Origin of the sequence: Amycolatopsis saalfeldensis, assembly GCF_900110575.1 — a bacterium.
GTDB lineage: Bacteria > Actinomycetota > Actinomycetes > Mycobacteriales > Pseudonocardiaceae > Amycolatopsis > Amycolatopsis saalfeldensis.
Window position 1 is genome coordinate 171,966 of the sequence record NZ_FOEF01000010.1, and the last position, 21,762, is coordinate 193,727.

At 72.0% G+C, this 21,762-nt stretch carries 19 protein-coding genes; 10 read left to right on the forward strand and 9 right to left on the reverse strand.

Translation table 11 applies throughout. The features are described from left to right. Positions 1-166: 166 nt before the first annotated feature. From BMY97_RS23140 to tig, 3 genes are all read right to left on the reverse strand, one after another. Positions 167-820, reverse strand: a complete 654-nt coding sequence (locus BMY97_RS23140) for an ATP-dependent Clp protease proteolytic subunit (RefSeq protein WP_091619500.1) — start codon at positions 818-820, stop codon at positions 167-169. Between the two features lie 25 nt (positions 821-845). Next, positions 846-1,457 (reverse strand): ClpP family protease, encoded by a 612-nt coding sequence (locus BMY97_RS23145; protein WP_091619503.1) that lies wholly within the window; start codon positions 1,455-1,457, stop codon positions 846-848. Between the two features lie 138 nt (positions 1,458-1,595). Beyond that, positions 1,596-3,002, reverse strand: a complete 1,407-nt coding sequence (gene tig / locus BMY97_RS23150; RefSeq protein WP_091619505.1) for a trigger factor — start codon at positions 3,000-3,002, stop codon at positions 1,596-1,598. A 331-nt stretch (positions 3,003-3,333) separates the two neighbouring features. On the opposite strand from tig, the gene BMY97_RS23155 reads away from it, so the two are divergent. Then, positions 3,334-5,328, forward strand: coding sequence for a fatty acid desaturase (locus BMY97_RS23155; RefSeq protein ID WP_091619508.1), 1,995 nt, complete (start codon positions 3,334-3,336; stop codon positions 5,326-5,328). 18 nt (positions 5,329-5,346) lie between these two features. Next, the gene (locus BMY97_RS23160) at positions 5,347-6,189 is read left to right on the forward strand and encodes a fructosamine kinase family protein (protein WP_091619510.1); all 843 of its coding nucleotides are present in this window, start codon (positions 5,347-5,349) and stop codon (positions 6,187-6,189) included. A gap of 11 nt (positions 6,190-6,200) precedes the next feature. On the opposite strand, the gene BMY97_RS23165 is transcribed toward BMY97_RS23160, so the two are convergent. Further along, positions 6,201-6,731, reverse strand: coding sequence for a hypothetical protein (locus tag BMY97_RS23165; RefSeq protein WP_091619513.1), 531 nt, complete (start codon positions 6,729-6,731; stop codon positions 6,201-6,203). 523 nt (positions 6,732-7,254) lie between these two features. Between BMY97_RS23165 and BMY97_RS23170 the strand changes: the two genes are divergently transcribed. The 7 genes from BMY97_RS23170 (at position 7,255) to BMY97_RS47815 (ending at position 16,587) form a co-directional block, all read left to right on the forward strand. After that, entirely contained in the window at positions 7,255-8,808 is a 1,554-nt protein-coding gene (locus tag BMY97_RS23170) for a sensor histidine kinase (RefSeq protein ID WP_091619516.1), read from the forward strand. 47 nt (positions 8,809-8,855) lie between these two features. Next, positions 8,856-9,833, forward strand: a complete 978-nt coding sequence (locus BMY97_RS23175; RefSeq protein ID WP_091619519.1) for a methyltransferase — start codon at positions 8,856-8,858, stop codon at positions 9,831-9,833. Between the two features lie 74 nt (positions 9,834-9,907). Continuing rightward, on the forward strand, positions 9,908-11,797 hold the full coding sequence (locus BMY97_RS23180; RefSeq protein ID WP_091619523.1) for a glycosyltransferase family 39 protein: 1,890 nt from the start codon (positions 9,908-9,910) through the stop codon (positions 11,795-11,797). Positions 11,798-11,880: 83 nt separating this feature from the next. Next, positions 11,881-13,167, forward strand: a complete 1,287-nt coding sequence (locus BMY97_RS23185; RefSeq protein ID WP_091619527.1) for a bifunctional glycosyltransferase family 2/GtrA family protein — start codon at positions 11,881-11,883, stop codon at positions 13,165-13,167. Next, the gene (locus BMY97_RS23190) at positions 13,164-15,023 is read left to right on the forward strand and encodes a glycosyltransferase family 39 protein (protein ID WP_091619530.1); all 1,860 of its coding nucleotides are present in this window, start codon (positions 13,164-13,166) and stop codon (positions 15,021-15,023) included. The genes BMY97_RS23185 and BMY97_RS23190 overlap by 4 nt, the downstream gene beginning before the upstream one ends. 102 nt (positions 15,024-15,125) lie before the next feature. Then, positions 15,126-15,839 carry a PP2C family protein-serine/threonine phosphatase gene (locus tag BMY97_RS23195; RefSeq protein WP_091619533.1) on the forward strand — a complete coding sequence of 238 codons (714 nt, stop codon included), beginning with the start codon at positions 15,126-15,128 and terminating at the stop codon, positions 15,837-15,839. Between the two features lie 472 nt (positions 15,840-16,311). Then, the gene (locus BMY97_RS47815; protein WP_218156843.1) at positions 16,312-16,587 is read left to right on the forward strand and encodes a hypothetical protein; all 276 of its coding nucleotides are present in this window, start codon (positions 16,312-16,314) and stop codon (positions 16,585-16,587) included. Here the strand turns inward: BMY97_RS47815 and BMY97_RS23205 are convergent. The 5 genes from BMY97_RS23205 to BMY97_RS23225 form a co-directional block, all read right to left on the reverse strand. Further along, entirely contained in the window at positions 16,569-17,075 is a 507-nt protein-coding gene (locus BMY97_RS23205) for a DUF2127 domain-containing protein (RefSeq protein ID WP_091619536.1), read from the reverse strand. The genes BMY97_RS47815 and BMY97_RS23205 overlap by 19 nt on opposite strands. 798 nt (positions 17,076-17,873) lie before the next feature. Then, positions 17,874-18,395 (reverse strand): hypothetical protein, encoded by a 522-nt coding sequence (locus tag BMY97_RS23210; RefSeq protein WP_245787442.1) that lies wholly within the window; start codon positions 18,393-18,395, stop codon positions 17,874-17,876. Next, positions 18,377-18,571: an HC3 family zinc finger protein gene (locus tag BMY97_RS23215; protein WP_091619542.1), complete on the reverse strand. Its 195-nt coding sequence runs from the start codon at positions 18,569-18,571 to the stop codon at positions 18,377-18,379. Before BMY97_RS23215 ends, BMY97_RS23210 begins: the two co-directional genes overlap by 19 nt. A gap of 85 nt (positions 18,572-18,656) precedes the next feature. After that, the gene (locus BMY97_RS23220; RefSeq protein ID WP_177231502.1) at positions 18,657-19,478 is read right to left on the reverse strand and encodes an MBL fold metallo-hydrolase; all 822 of its coding nucleotides are present in this window, start codon (positions 19,476-19,478) and stop codon (positions 18,657-18,659) included. A 33-nt stretch (positions 19,479-19,511) separates the two neighbouring features. Then, positions 19,512-20,231: a TetR/AcrR family transcriptional regulator gene (locus BMY97_RS23225; RefSeq protein WP_091619545.1), complete on the reverse strand. Its 720-nt coding sequence runs from the start codon at positions 20,229-20,231 to the stop codon at positions 19,512-19,514. A gap of 51 nt (positions 20,232-20,282) precedes the next feature. Here BMY97_RS23225 and BMY97_RS23230 point away from each other — a divergent pair, with 51 nt between their 5' ends. Further along, on the forward strand, positions 20,283-21,758 hold the full coding sequence (locus BMY97_RS23230; protein WP_245787444.1) for a DHA2 family efflux MFS transporter permease subunit: 1,476 nt from the start codon (positions 20,283-20,285) through the stop codon (positions 21,756-21,758). The last annotated feature ends 4 nt before the right edge of the window (positions 21,759-21,762 follow it).

Here is a 21,762-nt window from a genome sequence, read left to right on the forward strand (position 1 = left end):
CCGGCCGCTGCCCGATCGCACCGGGGCCTCACGCATTGCCACTGACGGTACCCGTCCGGAGCCGCGAGCGGGAACACCCGCAGCCCCTACCGGGCACGTAGGGCTCGACACTAGACCAGGAAACCGGTACGTGTCGTCACTCCGACACGCACCGGTCCCGGGTGAATCAGATGGCCGAGGCCTTCCGGTACGGAAGCACCTCGTCGATCAGGCCGTAGGCCTTGGCCTCCTCGGCGGTGAGGATCTTGTCCCGCTCGATGTCGGCCTTGATCTGGTCCGGCTCCTTGTTGGTGTGCTTGGCCAGGATGACCTCCATCTGGCGCCGCACCCGCTGGATCTCGTTGGCCTGGATCTCCAGGTCGGAAACCTGCCCGTACGTGCCCTCGGTGGCCGGCTGGTGGATCAGCACGCGGGCGTTCGGCAGCGCCATGCGCTTGCCGGGGGTGCCCGCCGCCAGCAGCACCGCGGCGGCCGAGGCGGCCTGGCCGAGGCACACGGTGGAGATGTCCGGGCGGATGTACTGCATGGTGTCGTAGATCGCCATCAGCGACGTGAACGACCCGCCCGGGGAGTTGATGTAGATGCTGATGTCGCGGTCCGGGTCCTCGTGCTCGAGGTGCAGCAGCTGGGCCATTACGTCGTTCGCCGACGCGTCGTCCACCTGCACCCCGAGGAAGATCGTCCGCTCCTCGTACAGCTTGTTGTACGGGTTGGACTCCTTCACGCCGTAGCTGGTGCGCTCGACGTAGGAGGGCAGGATGTACCGCGACTGCGGGGTCTGCGGAGCCCGGAAGTCACCCGGGAGCCGGAAATTGCTCATGAGAGGTCTCCTGTGTGCTTCGCGCTCAGTTGGTCGGGTTGAGGCCGTTGCCGTCGCCGCGGCTCAGCACGTGGTCGACGAAGCCGTAGTCCTTCGCCTCCTGCGCGGTGAACCAGCGGTCGCGGTCGCCGTCCGCGATGATCTGCTCGGTGGTCTGCCCGGTCTGCTCGGCCGTGATCTTGGCCAGCTCCTGCTTCCACTTGTTGAACAGATCGGCCTGGATCGCGATGTCCGAGGCCGTGCCGCCGACACCCGCCGACGGCTGGTGCATCAGGATCCTGGCGTGCGGGAGCGCGTACCGCTTGCCCGGCGTGCCCGAGGAGAGCAGGAACTGCCCCATCGAGGCCGCCATGCCCATGGCGTAGGTCGCCACGTCCGGCTTGATCAGCTGCATGGTGTCGTAGATGGCGAACCCGGCGGTGACCGAGCCGCCCGGGGAGTTGATGTAGAACCGGATGTCGGACTCGGCGTCGTCCGCGTCGAGCAGCAACAGCTGCGCGGTGATCCGGTTGGCGATCTCGTCGTTGACCTCGGAGCCGAGGACGACGATGCGCTCCTGGAGCAACCGCTCGAACACCGAGTCGGTGAGGGTCAGCCCCGCGGTGCCGGTCCGCCCCTCGGGCATGTGCTGCTTCACGTCTGCCTGCCTTTTCGCCGGCGGCCGCCCTGTGTCGAACCGGGCGCCGCTGTCGTGTTCAGATGCCTACCTAACACCCGACCCTAACGAACTTGGGCGGTGCAGAATGCCTGACACCGCCCAAGTTCGCTTACAGCTTCACTCCGCCGGGGTCTTGGCCGCTTCCTCGGTGACCTGCGTCTCCTCGACGGTCCCTTCGACCACCGCGGGGGTGTCGGCCTCGTCGCCGGCGCCGAACAGCTCCGAGAGGTCGACCTCCTCGCCCGAGGCGTTCTTCACCGTGGTGCCGCGGACCACCGAGGCGAGCGCCTTGCCGCGGCGCACGTCGGCGTAGATCGCGGTCAGCTGGCCCGACTGCTGGGCGCGCTGCACGTACTCGTCCGGGCTGACGCCGAAGCGCTGGGCCTGGTACATGATCCGCTCGGTGAGCTCGGCGTCGTTGACCGACGTCTGCTCCTTGTCGGCGATGGTGTCCAGCAGCAGCTGCGTGCGGACGGCCTTCTCCGACTCCTCCTGGACCTCGGCGTTGAACTCGTCCAGCGTGCGGCCCTCGGCCTCGAGCGCCTTCGCGAACTGCTCCTCGTCGTGGTCGAACGGGTGCACCGCGTCGTGCTTGCGGTTCTCGATCTCGCCCTCGAGCACCTTCTCCGGGATCGGCACCTCGGTGCGCTCCAGGAGGATGTCGAGGACCTGGTCGCGAGCCTGCACGCCCTGCTGCATCTTCTTGACCCGGGCGAGGCGCTCGCTCAGGTCGGCCTTCAGCTCGTCGATCGTGTCGAACTCGCTGGCCAGCTGGGCGAACTCGTCGTCGGCCTCGGGCAGCTCGCGCTGCTTGACCGACTGGACGGTGACGGTCACCTCGGCGTCCTTGCCGGCGTGGTCGCCGGCGACGAGCTGGGTGGTGAACGTCTTGGTGTCGCCGGCGCTCGCGCCGATGATCGCCTCGTCGATGCCGTCCACGAGCTGGCCGGAGCCGATCTCGTAGGACAGGCCGCTGGTGGAGGCCTCCTCCACGGTCTCGCCGTCGACGGTCGCCGACAGGTCGACGGAGACGAAGTCGCCGTTCTCGGCCGGGCGCTCGACACCGGTGAGGGTGCCGAAGCGGGCGCGCAGCTCGTCCAGCTGCTCGGCGACCTCCGTGTCGGTGGTCTCGACGTCGTCGACGCTGATCTCAAGACCTTCGAGGTCCGGCAGCTCGATCTCCGGCCGCACGTCCACCTCGGCGGTGAACTCGAGCACCTCGCGGTCCTCGATCTTGGTCACCTCGAACTCGGGCTGGCCCAGCGTGCGGACCTCCCCGGCGCGGACGGCCTCGATGTACTTGGCCGGGATGGCCTCGTTGACGACCTCGTCGAGCACCGGCGCACGGCCGATCCGGCTTTCCAGGACGCGAGCGGGCGCCTTGCCGGGCCGGAAGCCCGGGATGCGCACCTGCTGGGCGATCTTGCGGTAGGCGCGGTCGAAGTTCGGCTTGAGCTCGTCGAACGGCACCTCGACATTGATCTTGACTCGCGTCGGGCTGAGCTGCTCGACGGTGCTCTTCAAGGTCTTCTCCTCGAGCGGTAAACGATGGGGTTGGACAATCCGCGGATTGGCCCCGGTCACCTGCAGACCGGGACGACCGAGTCTAGGCCAGGGGTGCGGGCGGACCTGGTCGGGGGCCACCGGACAACCTTGCCGAGCAGCGGCAGAGCGCCTGCACCGGCGCACACGGCGGCTGGGCGGGAGCCGCTGCCCACAGTACGTGCGCCGCGGCCGCCGTCACGCCGGCGCGGATTCCCGGCAGGCCCCGCGGGAAAGCCGATGTACAAATGCCGTCCGATTGTCTAGCGTGTCACCGCTCGACCAGGAGCGCTCAAGGCGAGGAGCCCGCCGGATGCCCGTCGTCGACAGCCGCCCGCCCGGAGCCGGGGAACGCGGGCCCGCCACGGTCCCCGGCCCGCGGATCGCCCTGCCCCCGGTGTCACTCCCCGCGCTCGCGTTGTTCCTCGGCGGGCTCGCGCTGTGGGCCACCGCCACCTGGCTGCTGCTGGCGGGCCTCGCGTCGCCCTGGCTGACCGTTCCGCTGCACGTGCTCGCCACCTTCACCATGTTCACCGTCGCGCACGAGTCGGCGCACCACACGGCCGGCAGGCTGACCTGGCTGAACGAGGTCCTCGGCCGGCTTTCGACGCTGTTCGTCGCCGCCTACGGCTCGTTCCCGCTGTTCCGCTCGCTGCACCTCAGCAGCCATCACCACGCCGCGAACCCCGGGCCGGACGCGTGGGTGACGCAGGGCCACTGGTGGCAGCTGCCGTTCCGCTGGCTGACGATCGACTTCCGCTTCGCGCGCCGCCTCCCCCAGCACCTCCGCGGCCGCCCGGCCGCGGAGCGCGCCGAAGGACTGGTCGCGCTGGCCGCGTTCACCGCGCTGGCGACGGTGCTGGTCGCCACCGGGTACGGCTGGGAGCTGCTGGTGGTCTACCTGATCCCGCAACGGCTGGGGCTCGGGCTGATGATGTGGTGGTTCGGCTGGCTGCCGCACCACGCGGCCCAGGCCGCGGAGGGCCCTGCCGGCTCCTCGCCGCTGCGGGCGAGCCTGAGGTGGCTGGCGAAACCGGTGCTGCTGCACCGGAATTACCACCTGCAGCACCAGCTGCGCCCGGTCGTCCCGTTCCACCGCTACCTGCGCACGCGCGACGGTCGTGAGCTGACCACGACGGAACACCGCGCGTGGCGCCGGCTGACGAAGAGCTTCGCCGAACCGCCCGCGCCGGAGCCCGGCCCGCGGCGGTTCCACCGGTTGCGGGTGGACCACGTCGAGCCCACGGGCGAGGACGCCGTGGCGATCACCTTCGCCGTGCCGGACCAGCTGCGCGAGACGTTCCGGCACCGGCCCGGCCAGCACGTGGCGGTTCGGGCCCTGATCGGCGGGATGCCGGTGCGGCGCACGTACTCGATCTGCTCCGCCGCGGAGAGCGGCCTGCTGCGCATCGCGGTGCGGCGGCGTGACGGCGGGGCGTTCTCCACGTACGCCAACTCGCAGCTGCGGCCCGGCGATCAGCTGGACGTGCTGCCGCCTTCGGGCGGGTTCACGCTGACGCCCGTGCCAGCCCGAACCGCGCACTACGTCGCGCTCGCGGCGGGCAGCGGCATCACGCCGGTGCTGTCGATCCTCGCGACGGCGCTGCGCGACGAGCCGCACAGCCGCGCGACCTTGCTGTTCGTCAACACCTCCGGCGCCACCACGATGTTCGCCGACGAGATCGGCGCGCTGGCGCGGCAGTGGGCGGGACGGCTGCACGTCATCCACTACCGCACCGACGAGCGCGACCCGGACCTGCACACGCACCGCCCGGTCCGGCACCTCGACACCGTCGGCGAGGCGCTGGCGATCTCGCACGAGCGTTACCTCAGCGGCCGCCTCGACGGCACCCGGCTGCGCGCGCTGCTGCAGAACCGGCTGCACCCGGCGAAGGTCGACCGCTGGTTCCTGTGCGGTCCCCGCGGCCTGCTGGACCTGGTCCGGCGGACGCTGGCGGAGAACTACGTGCCGGACGAGGACGTCCACTTCGAACTGTTCGCGGGAGCGCCCGCGCGCCGGCCGCAGGGGGCGCCGGCCGAGCTGTCGGTGACTGTGGGGAAGCTGACCAGCACGGTGGTCACGAAGCCGGGCGAGACCGTGCTGGACGCTTCGCTGCGCGCGGGCCTCGACGTGCCGTACTCCTGCACCGGCGGCGCGTGTGGCAGCTGTGTCGCGAAGCTGGTGCGCGGCCGCGTCGACATGGACGTGCGTTACGCCCTCACCGAAGCCGACGTCGTGGAGAACCGCATCCTGACCTGCCGCGCCCGGCCGACCACCGCCGAACTGGCCGTCGACTACGACCGCTGAACCGGTACGGTCCCGGTCGTGGATGCTGCCGCGGCTGCCGTCTCCCGGCTCACCGGCCGCCCGGTCACCGCCACGCGGCGGCTGTCCGGCGCGTTGACCGAAGCCGTCCTGGACGGTGACGTGGTGGTGGTCAAGCGGGGCCACGCTCCCGGCGCCACCGCCGCCGAGGCCGCGGGGCTCCGCTGGCTGGCCGAGCCCGCCGTGGTGCCGATCCCGGCCGTCCACGGGTACGACGAGCACTGGCTGGTCCTCGACCGGATCGACACGGAGCGGGCCGACGAACGGACGGCGGAGCGGCTGGGCCGTGACCTCGCCGCCCTGCACGCCGCCGGTGCCCCCGCGTTCGGCTCCCCTCCCCCGGACGCCCCGCCCGGCGCCTGGATCGGTCTGGCCCCGATGGAAAACACCCCGGCGCCGGACTGGCCGGAGTGGTACGCCGAGCACCGCGTCCGGCCCTACGTCCGGCTCGCCCGGGACCGGGGCACCCTGACCGCCGGCGAGGCCGGGGCGTTCGACCGGGTCTGCGACCGCCTGCCGGAGCTGTCCGGCCCGCCGGAGCCGCCGTCCCGCCTCCACGGCGATCTGTGGCACGGCAACGTCTTGTGGGCGCGGGACGGCGCGTACCTCATCGACCCCGCGGCCCACGGCGGCCACCGCGAAACCGACCTGGCGATGCTGCGCCTGTTCGACTGCCCCGGGCTGGACCGGATCCTGGGCGCCTATACCGAAACCGCGCCCCTGTCACCCGGCTGGCGCGAGCGGATCGAGCTGCACCAGCTGTTCCCGCTCCTGGTGCACACTGTCCTGTTCGGACGGTTGTATGCCACGGAGGCGCTGGCGATCGCTCGATCCTGGTCCTGACCCGGCGTTTCTCAGTTCCCGGGGCCTCCGGTGGCGCTGGTCTCCGTGATCGAGGTCGCGGTGGCGGTGCTGCCCGAGGTGGTGGCGACGATGGTGACCTCTTCGCCGTTCGTGACGCCGGTCGCGGTGGTGGCGTCGATGGTATAGACCTTGGTGAACCCGTCGGCGCTCTGGGCGGTCAGCGAGGTGGCGCTCAGCGCGGTGACCTTGCCCTTCTGCAGGAACTCGGTGACGTAGCCGCCGCTGGTGCCGGCGGTGACGAATTCGCCGTGCAGCGCGGTGCTCAACGTCGCGGCGCCGCCGGGCGCGCCTCGGCCGCCGAACTGGCCCGAGCCGGGCCCGCCGCCCGTCGCACCGGAGGCGTCCGTGCTCGACGACGAACTCGCCGCCCATATCCCCGCGCCCCCGCCCACGACGATGACCGCGGCGACCCCGCCCGCGACCCACTTGCGGCGGCCGCTCCAGGCCGCGCCGCCACCGGGCGCCGGGGGTGTGGCGCCGCCCCAGGTGTCCTGCGTGGACGGTCCGGGATCCGGCGGCACCGCCCCTCCGGAAGACCCGGCCGGTCCCGCGGCCGCAGGCGATGCGGCCGGAACCGGTTGGCCCGGCGTCTCGGCCGGACCATAAGCCGCACGGGGTCGGCCCGGCGTCTCGGCCGGACCGTGAGCCGCAACGGGTCGGCCCGGCGCGGCGGGCGGGCCGTAATCCGGACCGGGTCCGGCGGGGCGGCCGCTCATGCCGTAGGGCCCGTTCGGGCCGGCGGGCCCGGAGTTCGGCCAGGCCGCGGGCCCGCCGTTCGGCGGAACCGCCGGGCGAGCCGGACCGGACGGCCGAGGCGGAACGGGCGGCTGACCGCTGCGAGGTGTGGTCATGACGTCACTCCTTAGGTGGGCAAGGGATCTGAAACCCACCGTGGGCGGCGACGCTGTGCGGGCACTGTGGCCGCCGTCAGACGGTGCTGTGACCGGCTTTCCGGCGCACTCGTGACATTCCCGCGATCCCTCGCACAGCCGACTCACAGGCAGCACACATCGCTCCCACACTCTGGGCCCGCACGCTCTTGTCATGGCACAGCGCGCGAAGGGGGTACCCGGCCGGCCGTCCCGGTTCGGGCGGCTTTCGCTGCGCGTGAAGCTCACGTTGTCGATCGTGTTGCTGCTCTCGCTGGTGTGCCTGGTGATCGGGGTGGTCAGCGAGTTCGCGCTGAGCGCCTTCCTCACCAGCCAGACCGACGGGCAGCTCTACGCCGCCGCCGACCGGGCCAAGGACTTCGCCATGCACGGCGGGCCGCTGGGCGGGCACAACCCGCTCGACGCGCCCGGGCAGGGCGCCGGGACCGTCAACGCGCACCTCGTCGGCAACCAGCTCGTCGACGGCGGCTCCCTCTCTCAGCACGGGCAGCAGGTCACGCTCACCACCGCGCAGCTGGACGCCCTGCAGACGGTGCCCGTCGACGGCAAGGCCTACGACCGCACCCTCGACCAGCTCGGCGACTACCGCGTCACCGCGTCGGCCATCCCGGGCGGCGTGGTCATCACGGGGGTCCCCCTCGATCCCGTGCACCTGACGCTGCTGACGGTCGGGCTGATCCTGTTCGGCGTCGCCGCGGTGGGGGTGACCGGGGCGGCGCTCATCGGGGCGTTCGCGGTCCGGCGCACGCTGCGGCCGCTCGAACGCGTCGCGACGACTGCCGCGCGGGTCTCCGAGCTGCCGCTGGACCGGGGTTACGTCGACCTCTCCGTGCGGGTCCCCGAGAGCGACACCGACCCGCGCACCGAGGTCGGCCAGGTCGGCTCCGCGCTGAACCTCATGCTGGGCCACATCTCCGGCGCGCTGGAGGCGCGGCACGCGAGCGAAATGCGGGCCCGCCAGTTCGTCGCCGACGCGAGCCATGAGCTGAGGACGCCGCTCGCCGCCATCCGCGGGTACGCCGAGCTGGCCGGGCGCGGGCGGATGCTGGTGCCGCCCGACGTCGCGCGGTCGATGACCCGTATCGAGTCCGAGGCCGACCGGATGACCACGCTCGTCGAAGACCTCCTGCTGCTGGCGCGGCTCGACGCGGGCCGTCCGCTGGAGCTCGCCGAGGTCGACCTCGCCCGGCTGGTCGCCGACGCCGTCGGGGACGCCCACGTCGCCGGCCCCGGACACGAGTGGCAGCTGCGCCTGCCGGACGAGCCGATCCTGGTGCACGGCGACGTCCAGCGGCTGCACCAGGTGCTGGCCAACCTGCTCGCCAACGCCCGCGTGCACACCCCGCCGGGGACCACCGTCGTCACGTCGCTCGCGCGCTCCGCCGACGGCAGCGCCGTGGTCACCGTGACCGACAACGGCCCGGGCATCCCGCCGGACCTGCTCCCGGCCGTCTTCGAACGCTTCGCGCGCGGCGACTCGTCACGCTCGCGCGCCGCGGGCAGCACCGGCCTCGGCATGGCCATCGCGGCGGCGGTCCTGGTCGCGCACCACGGCACGATCGAGGTGCACAGCCACCCGGGCCGCACGGAATTCGCCGTGCGCCTGCCGACGGTCGTGCCCGCGCAACGCAGCCACTCGATGCCACAGCTCGAAGCCCGGCGCCCCCACAAACCGGGACGGCCGCCCAACAACCTGCGCGCGTCTTAGCGGAAATACAGCTGCCCCAGTCACCACGGCTTGGCTACGTTCGCGCGATGGAGCAGATCCGAGTCATGGCCGACCTCGCCACCCCGATGTCCATCCGGGTGGCCGCCACGCTCAGCTTGGCCGAGCACGCAGGGGCCGCTGGGGCGACGGCAGAACAGCTCGCCGCCGAGACCGCAACCGCGGCGCCGGCGCTCCGGCGGCTGCTCGACCACCTCGTCGCGATCGACGTCTTCGCGCTCGACGACGGCCGGTACCGCCCGACCGACCTCGGCGCTCAGCTGCGCGAGGACGCCCCGGAAGGGATCAAGCCGCTGCTCGACATCACCTGCGCCGGCGGCCGGGCCGAACTCGCCTTCGTCGACCTGCTCGGCACGGTCACCGCCGGCACGCCCGCCTACGAACAGCGCTACGGCCGCGAATTCTGGGCGGACCTCGGCACGGACCCGAAATTGCGGCGCTCGTTCGACGCCCAGATGAGCTGGCGATTCCAGGCACAGGCGCCGCAGATCGCCGAGCGCTTCGACTGGAGCCGGTTCACCGAAATCCTCGACGTCGGCGGGGGCGACGGGCTCGTGCTCGCCGAGATCCTGCGGGCCCATCCCGGTCTGCGCGGACGCGTCCTGGACCTGGAGCCGACGAGCGCCGCGGCGGCGGACCGGTTCGCGGCCGCGGGCTTCGGCGACCGGGCCGGCGCCGTTTCCGGCAGCTTCTTCGACCCGCTGCCCGCCGGGGCCGACGTTTGTCTCCTGTCCGACATCCTGCACGACTGGGACGACGAGCACGCCCACGAGATCCTGGCCGGCTGCCGCCGGGCCGCCGCGCCGGACGGCACCGTCGTGGTGATCGAGCCGGTGCTCGGCCAGGGCACCGACACCGCGATGGACCTGTTCATGCTGATGTGCTTCGGCGGCCGGGAGCGCACGGTCGACGGGCTGGCCGCGCTGGGCGCCGGCGCCGGGCTCGTGCTGCGTGCTTCGAGTCCGGTCGCGGACGGGCGGACGGCGCTGGAGTTCGGCGTCGCCTGAGCCGCGGACAAAAGCACAGAAACCACACAGGGCCGGCACAACGGCGCCCCAGCTCAGGCCGTGAGGCTGGGCGGATGACCGCAGTCGCGACACCCGCCCGTCCGGCCGTCCCGGACCGGGCCCCCCGGAAAACCGACCCCCGCTGGGTTCGCCCCGCGCTCCTGCTCCTGCTCGTCGCGACCGCGGGGCTCTACCTGTGGGACCTCGGCGCCTCCGGGTGGGCCAACGCGTTCTACTCCGCCGCCGCGCAAGCCGGCTCGGAGAGCTGGAAGGCGCTGTTCTTCGGCTCCAGCGACGCCGCGAACGGCATCACCGTCGACAAGACCCCCGCCGCGCTCTGGGTGATGAGCCTGTCCGCGCGGCTGTTCGGGGTGAACGCGTGGAGCATCCTGGTCCCGCAGGCGCTGATGGGCGTCGGCTCAACCTGGCTGCTGTACGCCACGGTGCGGCGGACGTCGGGCGCCGCGGCCGGGCTGCTGGCGGGCGCCGTGCTCACGCTCACCCCCGCCGCCGCGCTGATCTTCCGCTTCAACAACCCCGACGCGCTCCTCGTGCTGCTGCTCGTGGCCGGCGCGTACTGCACCGTCCGCGCGCTGGAAAAGGCGAGCCCGAAGTGGCTCATGCTGGCCGGTGCGGCGGTCGGGTTCGGGTTCCTCGCGAAGATGCTGCAGGCGTTCCTGGTGCTGCCCGCGTTCGGCCTGGCGTACCTGATAGCCGCGCCCGCCTCGCTCGGCAAACGGCTGCTGCACCTGGCCGCCGCGACGGCCGCGGTAGTCGTTTCGGCGGGTTGGTACCTCGCCGTGGTGACGCTGTGGCCGGCCGCCGACCGGCCGTTCATCGGCGGATCGCAGAACAACAGCCTGCTCGAACTCACGTTGGGCTACAACGGTTTCGGCCGCATCACCGGCGACGAGACCGGCAGCGTCGGCGGTGGCGGGGGCGGCAGCGGCTGGGGCAGCACCGGCCTGTTCCGGTTGTTCGGCAGCGAGATGGCCGGCGGTATCGCGTGGCTGATCCCGGCCGCGCTGCTCGCGCTCGGCGCCGGGCTCTGGTTCACCCGCCGCGCGCCGCGCACGGACCCCGGCCGCGCCGCGCTGGTCGTCTGGGGCGGCTGGCTGCTGGTGACGGCGGCCGTGTTCAGTTACATGGGCGGCATCATCCACCCGTATTACATGGTCGCGCTGGCCCCGGCGATCGCCGCGCTCGCCGGCACCGCGGCCGTGCAGCTCTGGCGCCTGCGCTCGGAACCGGCCGCCGCCGGGCTGCTCAGCGGCGGCGTCGCGCTGACCGCGGTGACCACGTACGTCCTGCTGATCCGCGATTCCTCCTGGCAGCCGTGGCTCGCCCCGGCCGTGCTCGTGGCCGGGCTGCTCTCGGCCGTCGCGCTGTTCTTCGTCAACCAGCTCGGCCGCGCCGCCGCACGCGGGATCGCCGTGCTGGGCTTGGTGACGCTGCTCGCCGGGACCGGCGCGTACAGCCTCGCGACCGCCGCGGCCACCCACAGCGGCGCCATTCCCTCGGCCGGACCGAGCAGTGCGCAGGGCTTCGGCGGCATGGGCGGCGGTCCCGGCGGGAACGGCGGCGGGCGCGGAGGTGGTATGGCGGGCGGTCTGCTCGGCACCTCGTTGCCCGGCACCAATCTCACCGCCCTGCTGACCCGGGACGCGAGCGAGTACCGCTGGACGGCCGCGACCGTCGGCTCCAACAACGCCGCCGGGTACCAGCTCGGCAGCGGGCAGCCCGTGCTCGCCGTGGGCGGCTTCAACGGGACCGACCCGTACCCGACGCTGCGGCAGTTCCAGCAGTACGTCCAGAGTGGACAGATCCACTACTTCCTCGGCGAGGACATGACGATGCAGGGCGACAGCGGCAGCGACTACGCCGAGCAGATCGCCGAGTGGGTGGCGGCGAACTACACACCGACCACTGTGGACGGTGTCACGGTGTACGACCTGACCGTCTGAAGACCACCGGGGAAACCCGGACCCACAGGGCCGGCACAGGAATGCCACAAGGTCACCAAAGGCCGGCCCGCGAAGGTGAATCCATGAACGCCACCGCTCCCTCCCGCAGCAGCGCCGGCACCGTGCCCGCCCCGCGGCCGGGCACCGCCCCGGTCGGCCTCGGCGGCCCCCACCCGGTCCTCGACGTCGTGATCCCGGTCTACAACGAAGAAGCCGACCTCGAGCCGTGCATCCGCCGGCTGCACGCGCACCTGGAAGAACACGTCACCTACCCGTACCGGATCACGATCGCGGACAACGCGAGCACGGACGAGACCCTGCACGTCGCCGAGCGGCTCGCGCGGGAGATCCCCGAAGTCGTGGTCCACCACCTCGACGAGAAGGGCCGCGGGCGCGCGCTCCGCACCGTCTGGTCCACATCGGACGCCAGCGTGCTGGCCTACATGGACGTGGACCTGTCGACGGACCTCGCCGCGCTCGCGCCGCTGGTGGCGCCGCTGCTGTCCGGGCATTCGGACCTCGCCATCGGCAGCCGGCTGGCCCGTGGAGCCCGGGTGGTCCGCGGGCCGAAGCGGGAGTTCATCTCGCGCTGCTACAACCTGATCCTCAAGAGCACGCTGGCGGCGAAGTTCTCCGACGCGCAGTGCGGCTTCAAGGCCATCCGCGGCGACGTCGCCCGGCGGCTGCTGCCGCACGTCCAGGACACCGGCTGGTTCTTCGACACCGAGCTGCTGGTGCTCGCGCAGCGCTCCGGCCTGCGCATCCACGAGGTGCCGGTGGACTGGGTAGACGACCCGGACTCGTCGGTCAACATCATCGCCACGGCCACCGCCGACCTCAAGGGCGTCGCGCGGCTGACCCGCGCCACGTTCACCGGCGAGGTCCCGATCAGCCGGCTGCGCGAGCAGCTCGGCCGGGAGCCCATCGGCGTCGAGGCGCCGGGGGTGCCGCCCAGCCTGGCGCGGCAGCTGGTTCGGTTCGCCGCCGTCGGCGTCGCGAGCACCGCCGCGTACCTGCTGCTGTTCCTGCTGCTGCGCACCATGGTCGGCGCGCAGGCGGCGAACTTCACCGCGCTGCTCGTCACCGCGATCGCCAACACCGCCGTCAACCGCCGCGTCACCTTCGGCGTGCGCGGGCGGACCGGCGCCGGGCGGCACCAGTTCGAAGGGCTGATCGTGTTCGGCCTCGGCCTGCTGCTGACGAGCGGTTCGCTGGCCCTGCTCAACGGGACCACCCACCCCGGGCTGGTCCTGGAAACCACTGTGCTCGTGCTGGCGAACCTGGCCGCCACGGTGCTCCGCTTCCTGTTGCTGCGTGGCTGGGTCTTCAACCCCCGCCGCGGGCGCGCCACCGCCGAGGAGAAACGATGACCGCCGTCCTGCCCGCTCCCGTCGCGGGTGCCACTGCCCGAGATCCCCGTCACCGCAAGGAAAACGCGCCACGCTGGGTGCGCCCGTCCGTGTTCGGGCTGCTCGCGGTCACCGCCGTGCTTTACTTCTGGAACCTGACCGCCTCCGGCTTCGGCAACTCGTTCTACGCGGCCGCCGTGCAGTCCGGCACGCAGAGCCTGAAGGCCTGGCTGTTCGGCTCGCTGGACTCGGGCAACGTGATCACGGTCGACAAACCGCCTGCCGCGCTGTGGGTCGGCACGGCCTTCGCGCGGATCTTCGGCTTCTCCAGTTTCACGGTGCTGGCCCCGCAGGCGCTGATGGGCGTCGCGTCCGTCGGCCTGCTGTACCTGACGGTGCGGCGGGTGTCGGGTCCGGTGCCCGGCCTGCTGGCCGGCGCGGTGCTCGCGCTGACGCCGGTGGCCGCGCTGATGTTCCGGTTCAACAACCCGGACGCGCTGCTGGTGCTGCTGCTGATCGCGGCCGCGTACTTCACCGTCCGCGCCGTCGAAAAGGCGAGTCCGATGTGGCTCGCGCTGGCCGGCGTCGCGATCGGGTTCGGCTTCCTGACGAAGATGATGCAGGCGTTCCTGGTGCTGCCGGCGTTCACGCTGGCGTACCTGATCGCCGCGCCGACCGGGCTGGGCAAACGCTTGCTGCACCTGCTCGGCGCGGCGGCCGCGGTGGTCGTCTCGGCGGGCTGGTTCCTCGCGCTGGTCGCGTTCTGGCCGGCGTCCTCCCGCCCGTACATCGGCGGCTCGACCGGCAACAGCCTGCTGGAGCTGGCATTGGGCTACAACGGCCTCGGCCGGATCTTCGGCGGCGAGGGCAATCGCGGCGGTGGCGGCGGATTCGGTGGCGGGGGCGGCAACACGAGTTTCGGCGGCGCCAGCGGCATCGGCCGGATGTTCGGCGCCAGCTTCGGCACCGAGATCTCCTGGCTGCTGCCCGCCGCGCTGATCGGGCTGGCCGCCGGGCTGTGGTTCACCCGCCGCGCCGCGCGCACCGACCGCACCCGCGCGTCGCTGCTGGTCTGGGGCGGCTGGCTGCTGGTGACCGGGCTGGTGTTCAGCTTCATGGGCGGGACGATCCACCCGTACTACTCCGTGCAGCTCGCCCCGGCGATCGCCGCGGTGGTCGCCATCGCCGGGCACGCGCTGTGGCGCAGCCGCGCGAACAGCTCGGCCCGGCTGGTGCTGGGCGGGATGATCGCCGTCACCGGGGTGTGGGACTTCATCCTGCTCGCCCGGACGCCGGACTGGCTCCCGTGGCTGCGCTGGGTCGTCGCGGTGCTGGCGCTGCTGGTCGCGACGGTCGTGGTGGTCGGGCTGCCGCCCCTGCGCAAGGCGCTCGCGGTGCTGGCCGCGGCGAGCGTGCTGACGCTGGGCCTCGGCACCGCCGCGTATGCCGTGGACACGGCCACGGTGGCGCACACCGGATCCATCCCGGTTTCCGGGCCCTCCTCGCAGAGCGGCATCGGCGGCGGCCGGATGGGCGGCGGCTTCGGCGAGGACAGCTCCAGCACCGCCCTCTCGCAGCTGCTCGCGAAGACCACCACCAAGTGGGCGGCCGCGACCAGCGGCTCGCAGTCCGCCGCCACCCTGGAGCTGGCCAGCGGCAAGGCCGTGATCGGCATCGGCGGCTGGGACGGCAGCGACCCGGCGCCGACGCTGGCCCAGTTCCAGCAGTACGTGGCGAACGGCGAGGTCTCCTACTACGTCGTCGGCGGCCAGGGCGGCGGGCAAGGCGGTGGCTCGAGCGACATCACCGACTGGGTGGCGGCGAACTTCACCGCGACCACGGTGGGCGGGCAGACCGTCTACCAGCTCACTTCCTGATCGCGGGGAAACAGCGGACCTACAGCCGACCCTCAGGATCTTCCCAGGAAACGGGCGCATTCTGGAGTCAAGGGGAAGCCGCGAGAAATCCGGGAGGACGCCATGGCCGGGACTCGATACCCACGCTGGCACACCGCGAGCGCGCAGGGGCCACGCGAGCGTAATGCCGACGCGGTCAGCGCGTACGCACTGGCCGGTGCGCCGGGAATCACGTTTGCGCTCGCCGACGGTGTCGGCGACGACCCGGGCGCCGGGCGCGCCGCGCAGACCGCCGCCGCGGCCGCCGCGCGCACCCCGGTCAGCGAAGGCCCGGTCGCGGCGATCCTCAACGCGCAGCGGGCGCTGCGCGAGCTCGGCGGCACCGGCGACGCCGTGCTGGTGGTCGCGATGCCGTTCGCGGGCGGCTACCGGATCGCCTGGGTCGGCGACGCCCGCGCGTACGCCTGGAACGGCAGCATGGTCCGGCGGCTCACGGTGGACCACACGCTCGCCGAGTACTTCCGGTCGCGCCACCAGCCGTACACCCCGCGGATGGAGCACATGGTGACCACCAGCGTCCGCACCACGAAGCCGCACGAGATCGGCACTTCCGAGGTCGTCGGCGGCGGGCTGCTGCTGACCAGCGACGGCGTGCACAAGGTCCTGCCGCCCGCGACCATCGACGAGCTGCTCGGCGACCCGGGCCGCGGCGCCGCGGCACTGGTCGAGACGGCCATCGCCATCGGCGGCTCCGACAACGCGACCGCGCTCTTCGTCGAGCAGCCGGAGGTGGACGTCGCCTACGTCGTCACCGAGCGGTTTCCGGTTGCCGCCTGACCCTGGACGACCCGGTTTTCCCTGATAGGTAAGGGAAAACCGGGTCTTTCCGGGTTGTGGTGCGAAAATTGTCGGTGGGTCCCGTTACGGTCGGTTCGACTGGATCGGGGAGGGACCATGCGAAGCGGCGAATGGGCAGGACTGGGTTGGGGCGACCTCGCGGCCGTGCGCGAGCGGCTGGCCGAGGGCGCGGACCCACTCGGTATGGATCCATTGTGGGGGACGCCATTGCACGAGGCAGCGGGCCGCGGCTCGCCGGAGGCGGGCTGGTCCCCCGGGCGGCTCGCGTTGGCCGTCGGGAACCCGGATCTGTTCGGGCCGTCTCCCACCGGTGTGGGCGTCGACGAAGCGGAGGCGCTGGCGGAACCGGTCGAGGACGACGGGACGGACGAGATGGCGGACATCCTGGAGGATCCGTGGTCGTACGACCTGGAAGAGATCAGCCCGATCGTCGGGGTGACCGACGTGGCCGGTGGCTGTGTGGTCACCCAGCCCGGGGGACCCCGGGCTCCCGCGCCCGGTGGTCGGCAAGCTGCTGTCGGTGGGTTACGGCGTGTTCTCGAATGCCAAGAGCGGCAACCGGGGAGACATCGTCCGGGACGGCGTCCTCGAAGCCTGGGACCTCTGTCCGGGCAGCGCGTACGCCTTCGCCTACGCAGGCTTGAGGCCGACCGACCCCCGCCCGGTCACTGGCCCGGCCGACGTCTGGCTACGCCTGCCGGACCGCGACTACTGGGCGGTATCTTGAGCCGAACGCCGCTGACGGCGCAATTGCCGGTATTCCCGGAACACGAGCACGATGATCACAGCGTCGAGGGCCGCGAAGAACGGCAGCGCGATGGAGCCGGTGTTGATCGCGCGGTACACCTCGTAAACGACGAAGGCCGCCAAAACCACCATCGCGACCGGGTAGGCGCGCACCCACTTGCGAGCGAGCGCGAACACCAGCGCGAGCTTGATCAGGCCGTGCGCCAGCAGGTACACCACGGCGAAGGTCTTGGTGCTGCCGTCGGCGAAGTGTTCGGCCGCGAGCTCCAGGTGCCGCGCGAGCGTGCCGGACGGGTCGCCCAGCAGGTCCCGCGTGATCACCGCATGCGCGAACCCAGTGACGGCCGTCGACGGGATGAACGCCAGGATCAGCGCCCCCACCAGCTGCAACGCACCATCAAGACCCTTCAGCGCGATCGCGATCCGGAACAGCTTCTCCGTCGAGTTCGCCGGCTTGTCCTCGCTCATCCGCCCAGCCAACACGAAAAGCGCAGGCCGCGCTCGTTCTGAGCCTCCCGATTCCGGAGGCTGGCGCGTGCCCTGCGCCCGGGTCCGGATCCCGGCGCAAACCGCACCAGCCGATCAAACCGCGACCAGCCGGGAAATCCGAAGCAGCCCCCACCGCGCCGCCCAGCGCCCTTGTGCGCACTGCCCACTGCCGACCCGCTGCCGCCAGCCGAGCGCCGAAGACCGGGCGGGGTTCCCGATCGCAGTGCCAGCCCATCGAGCGGGCCGTACCGTGCGATGCCGTGCCGCTGGCCAGACGCACACTATGCAGCCGCCGCACCGCCTCGCCGCATTACCGCATTACCGCATTACCGCCCAGCCACACCCGCACCGCCTTGCCACACCACCGCCCGACCACCCCACCATCCGGCCCCGGCACCGTCTACTCCAGCGCCGCACCGCCTCGCCACACCCCCAACCAGCCGCATCATCGCCCAGCCGCACCACCATCCGGCCACGACACCGCCCACCCCAGCGCCGCACCGCCCAACCGCACCACCGCTCAACCGCACCACCGCCCAACCGCACCACCGGCCAGCCACACCACCGGCCAGCCACACCACCGCCCAACCGCACCACCGGCCAGCCACACCACCATCCGGCCGCGGCACCGTCCACTCCAGCGCCGCACCGCCTCGCCGCACCCCCAACCAGCCGCATCATCGCCCAGCCGAGCTGCCATCTGGCCACGGCACCGTCTGCCCCGGCGCCTCAGCGTCGAGCCGCGTCATCGGCCAACCGCGCCACCGTCCTATCGCGTCACTGGCCGGCGGTGGCGCCGTCCGGCAGCGTCACCGTAGCGTCCCGTGCCCGGCAGGTCGGGCAGTGCTCGTGGCGGGCTGTGCGATCGGTCGGATCCTTGCCGTAGAAGGGAAAACACGCGGCGCCGCACAGGGCCAGGAACACTATGCCGCAGCGGAGGGGGCGAGGGCCGACCTGGTGGGCCAGGCCTGCGGGGCGAGGGCCGACCTGGTGGGCCAGGCCTGCGGGGCGGCGGCCGGCCTCATGGGCCGGGCCCGCAGCGCGGCGGAGGGGGCCCGCGCCCGGCAGCCAGCCGTGCGCGGGCAGGGTGGCGAGGACGGCGGCGTTCACTTCCTCCGAGCGCCGCAGCACTGCCCCGCCCAGGTCCACCAGCCGCTCGCCGAGGTCGCGGAGTGCGTCCGGGCGCGGGGACTTCTCTTCGACGGCCCGGGTCAGGAAGGCCAGATCCGCGGGCAGCGACGCCTCCAGGTCACGGATCCGGTCCAGCAGCCGGGCGTCGGTCAGCTGCGGCTCAGCCACGTCGACGCACATCCTCCGCACGTGGGATCGAACCAGTGCCCGCCGAGTTGCGGGACGTCCTCCCGCGTCACGGTCACCTCCACCCCGCACAACGTCACGAACGACTCCTCCGGACGCGGTGGGAACACCCCCTCGAACGCATGCCTTTTCCCTTCAGCCTGCTGCCATCTGAACACGAACGATCACCCCATTCCGGACAACGACTGCCAGTGAAGCCGTTGGCAGGACGCAACACCTAGTACCGGCGTGGGTGATCAAGACTCAGATCAGCTGGTCGAATTCACCACTGACCCAGCGGATGTGGCGAGTGGCAGAACTCCGCACGACCTGCTTCGCGTCACCCTCCACAGTGTTGCCGCCGAGGGTGTAGAGCCGGTCGTAGTCGTAGGGCTCCAGGGTGTCGACGATGCGGCGCACCGCCGCGGCCGACAGCGGAACGCGCCGCGGCACGTTGCGCTGGAACGAAACCCAGCCCGGGTCCGGGGTGCCGGCGATGGTGTCGCCGACCAGCAGCGTGCCGTCGGCGGTGCGGGCGACGGCACTGCCGCGCATGTGCCCGCCCACGTGCACCAGCTCGACACCGGGCAACGGTTCGGTATGGCCGGTCCACCGCTCCAGCACCGGATCCGGGCGCGCCACCCACTCCTCGTCCAGGGCGTTCACCAGCACCGGCACCCGGCCGAACGCATGGCTCCAGCTCACCTGGGCGCCGAACATGTGCGGATGGCTGGTGGCGATGACCGCCACGCCGCCGAGTTCACGCACCAGGCCGGTCACCTGGTCGTCGACGAAGGCGGGCGGATCCCACAGCAGATTGCCGCGCGGGGTCTGCACCAGGAACGACCAGTGGCCGATCGCCAGCGCAGGCTCGCGGCGCAGGCTGTGCACCCCGCGCCCGTGGTCGCGGTGCCGGATCTCGTGCGGCTGCACGGCCAGCTCCTCGGGCGTGGTCCACGATCCGTGCGCGCCGAGGTCACCGCGCTCCTCGTCGGTGACCGCACCACGGTCGAAGACACAATGTTCAGGCGCCACAACGGAATCCGCGTGTTCGACGCCGCAGCCGGTACAGATCCAGATCGTCATGCCGCAACCCTGCTACCTCGACCAAGCTGGAGGTCAATGCCGGGTCAGATTGTCGAGGATCAACGAGAGGGTGAAGTCGAACCGGTCGTGGCCGGCGCCGGAAGTCAGTTCGACCGCGTGGCTGCGGGTGTGGGGGAAACGGTCGGCGGGCAGGGCGCTCAACCGGCTGACGAGTTCTTCGCGGCTGAGGACCCAGTCGTCGTCGTGGTGCTGCCGTCGTTGCTGGACGAGTGAGCGCTCCAGGGCATAGCCGTTGACGTAGAGAGTGAGCGCGTCGAGCACCCAGGCGGCGGTCTGCGCTTCGAGGCCGCCGGCGAGCAGGATGGCGAGGAGCCCCTCGCCGATCCGCAGCGTCTCGAGGTGGGTGGAGACCACGGCCATCGCGGCGCGGGAGACGCCCGGGTACTTCAGGTACTGGTCGCGCATCTGGGCATAAACGTCGAGGAGCTGCCGGCGCCAGACGGCGGGGTCGGGTTCGGGCAGCACGATTTCGGCGTAGAGCCGGCCGATGAGCAGGTCGTCGAGGTCGTCCTTGTTCACGATGTGCGCGTACAGCGAGGACGGCCCGGTGCCGAGCACGGCCGCGACCCGGCGGATCGTCAGCGCGTCGTAACCCTCGGCGGCGATGACCTGCAGCGCGGCGTCGGTGATCCGGTCGGGCGTGATGGGCGTCTTGCGCCTGGCCGGTGGCGCGGCGTCCTCCTGGGACCGGACGTGCAGGGCCGCACGGCGTCGGCGGGGGTCGGTGGGCATGCGGTCACTATAGCTTGACACGAACTTAGTTCGCCGCGTAGAACATTGTTCGTGACTACAGAACTTAGTTCGTCGGAGCTGCCCAGTGCCGCTCCGCCCAGCGCCGGGCCGCCCAGTGCCGGCCCGCTCCCCCTCGGCCGGTCCTGGCTGGTCCTGGTGGTCGTGGTCGTCGCCGAGTTGATGGACCTGATCGACACCAGCGTCGCCAACCTCGCGGGGCCCTCGATCCGCGCCGACCTCGGTGGCGGGCCGATGACCCTGCAATGGGTGCTGTCGGCCTACACCGCGGCCTTCGCCCTCGGCCTGATCACCTCCGGCCGGCTCGGCGACCTGCTCGGCCGCCGCCGGCTGTTCCTGATCGGCATGGGTGGTTTCACCGTCGCGTCACTGGCCTGCGGCCTGGCGCCCAGCCCCGGCTTCCTGATCGCCGCCCGGGTGTGCCAGGGCCTGTTCGGCTCGGTGATGATCCCGCAGGGCATGGCGCTGGTGAAGATCGTCTTCCCGCCCCAGCACCTGCGCAGGGCCCTGATGCCGTTCGGCCCGATCATGGGCCTGGCCACGGTGGCCGGGCCGATCCTGGCCGGCTGGCTGCTGCACCTGGACCTGTTCGGCAGCCAGTGGCGCTCGATCTTCCTGATCAACGTCCCGTTCGGTCTCGCCGCCGGCGCGCTCGCCTGGTTCGTGCTGCCGCGCCACAGCGGCGAGGACCGCGGCGCCCGCCTCGACCTGCGCGGCGTGGCCCTGCTCACCGCCGGTTCGGCCCTGCTGATCGTGCCGCTCATCCAGGGCCGCGACCTCGGCTGGCCCGCCTGGGCCTACGTGATGATCGCCGCCGCGCTGGTCGCCTTCGGGTTGTTCGTCGTGTCCGAACGGCGCAGCAGCCACCCGGTCATCACGCCTTCGCTGTTCCGCAAACGCAGCTTCATCGTCGGCCTGCTGATCACCGGCGGGTTCTACGCCGCGCTGAGCGCGTTCGTCCTGGTCGTCAACCTGCTGCTGCAGTCCGGCCTGGGCTGGACCCCGCTGCGGACCGGCTTCGCGCTGATCCCCTGGGCCGCGGGCACCGCGGTCGCCACCCTGGTGTCCGGCGCGGTGCTCGCCGGGAAGCTCGGCCGCGCCAACCTGCATCTGGGACTGGCCCTCGCCGTCGCCGGCCTGCTCGGGCTCTGGTGGTCCGCCGCGCACTGGGGCGAGGCGCTCACCGGGTGGAATCTGGCGCCGGCCCTGTTCGTCACCGGCGCCGGCGCCGGCCTGCTGTTCATCCCGCTGTTCGACTTCATCCTCGGCGACGCCGACACCGAAGAGGTCGGCACCGGCGCGGGCCTGCTCAACGCCGCGCAGCAGTTCGCCGGCGCCCTGGGTGTCGCCGCGCTCGGCACGGTGTTCTTCGCCCGCGCCGGCGGACCTGCCGACCCGTCCTACTTCGCCGCAGCCGAGCTGGTGTTCGCCATCTGCGCCGGCCTCTACTTCCTCGTGCTGCTCCTGGTCGGGCTGCTGCCGAAGCACTCACAGCAAGCCGGCCACTGACCGA

Excerpts from the sequence above, each read along its gene's own strand:
- BMY97_RS23185 (WP_091619527.1), top strand. The coding sequence starts at position 11,881 with ATGAACGCCACCGCTCCCTCCCGCAGCAGCGCCGGCACCGTGCCCGCC.
- BMY97_RS23180 (WP_091619523.1), top strand. The coding sequence starts at position 9,908 with ATGACCGCAGTCGCGACACCCGCCCGTCCGGCCGTCCCGGACCGGGCC.
- BMY97_RS23155 (WP_091619508.1), top strand. The coding sequence starts at position 3,334 with ATGCCCGTCGTCGACAGCCGCCCGCCCGGAGCCGGGGAACGCGGGCCC.
- BMY97_RS23205 (WP_091619536.1), bottom strand. The coding sequence starts at position 17,075 with ATGAGCGAGGACAAGCCGGCGAACTCGACGGAGAAGCTGTTCCGGATC.
- BMY97_RS23195 (WP_091619533.1), top strand. The coding sequence starts at position 15,126 with ATGGCCGGGACTCGATACCCACGCTGGCACACCGCGAGCGCGCAGGGG.
- BMY97_RS23220 (WP_177231502.1), bottom strand. The coding sequence starts at position 19,478 with ATGACGATCTGGATCTGTACCGGCTGCGGCGTCGAACACGCGGATTCC.
- BMY97_RS23170 (WP_091619516.1), top strand. The coding sequence starts at position 7,255 with ATGGCACAGCGCGCGAAGGGGGTACCCGGCCGGCCGTCCCGGTTCGGG.
- BMY97_RS23140 (WP_091619500.1), bottom strand. The coding sequence starts at position 820 with ATGAGCAATTTCCGGCTCCCGGGTGACTTCCGGGCTCCGCAGACCCCG.
- BMY97_RS23225 (WP_091619545.1), bottom strand. The coding sequence starts at position 20,231 with ATGCCCACCGACCCCCGCCGACGCCGTGCGGCCCTGCACGTCCGGTCC.
- BMY97_RS23190 (WP_091619530.1), top strand. The coding sequence starts at position 13,164 with ATGACCGCCGTCCTGCCCGCTCCCGTCGCGGGTGCCACTGCCCGAGAT.
- BMY97_RS23175 (WP_091619519.1), top strand. The coding sequence starts at position 8,856 with ATGGAGCAGATCCGAGTCATGGCCGACCTCGCCACCCCGATGTCCATC.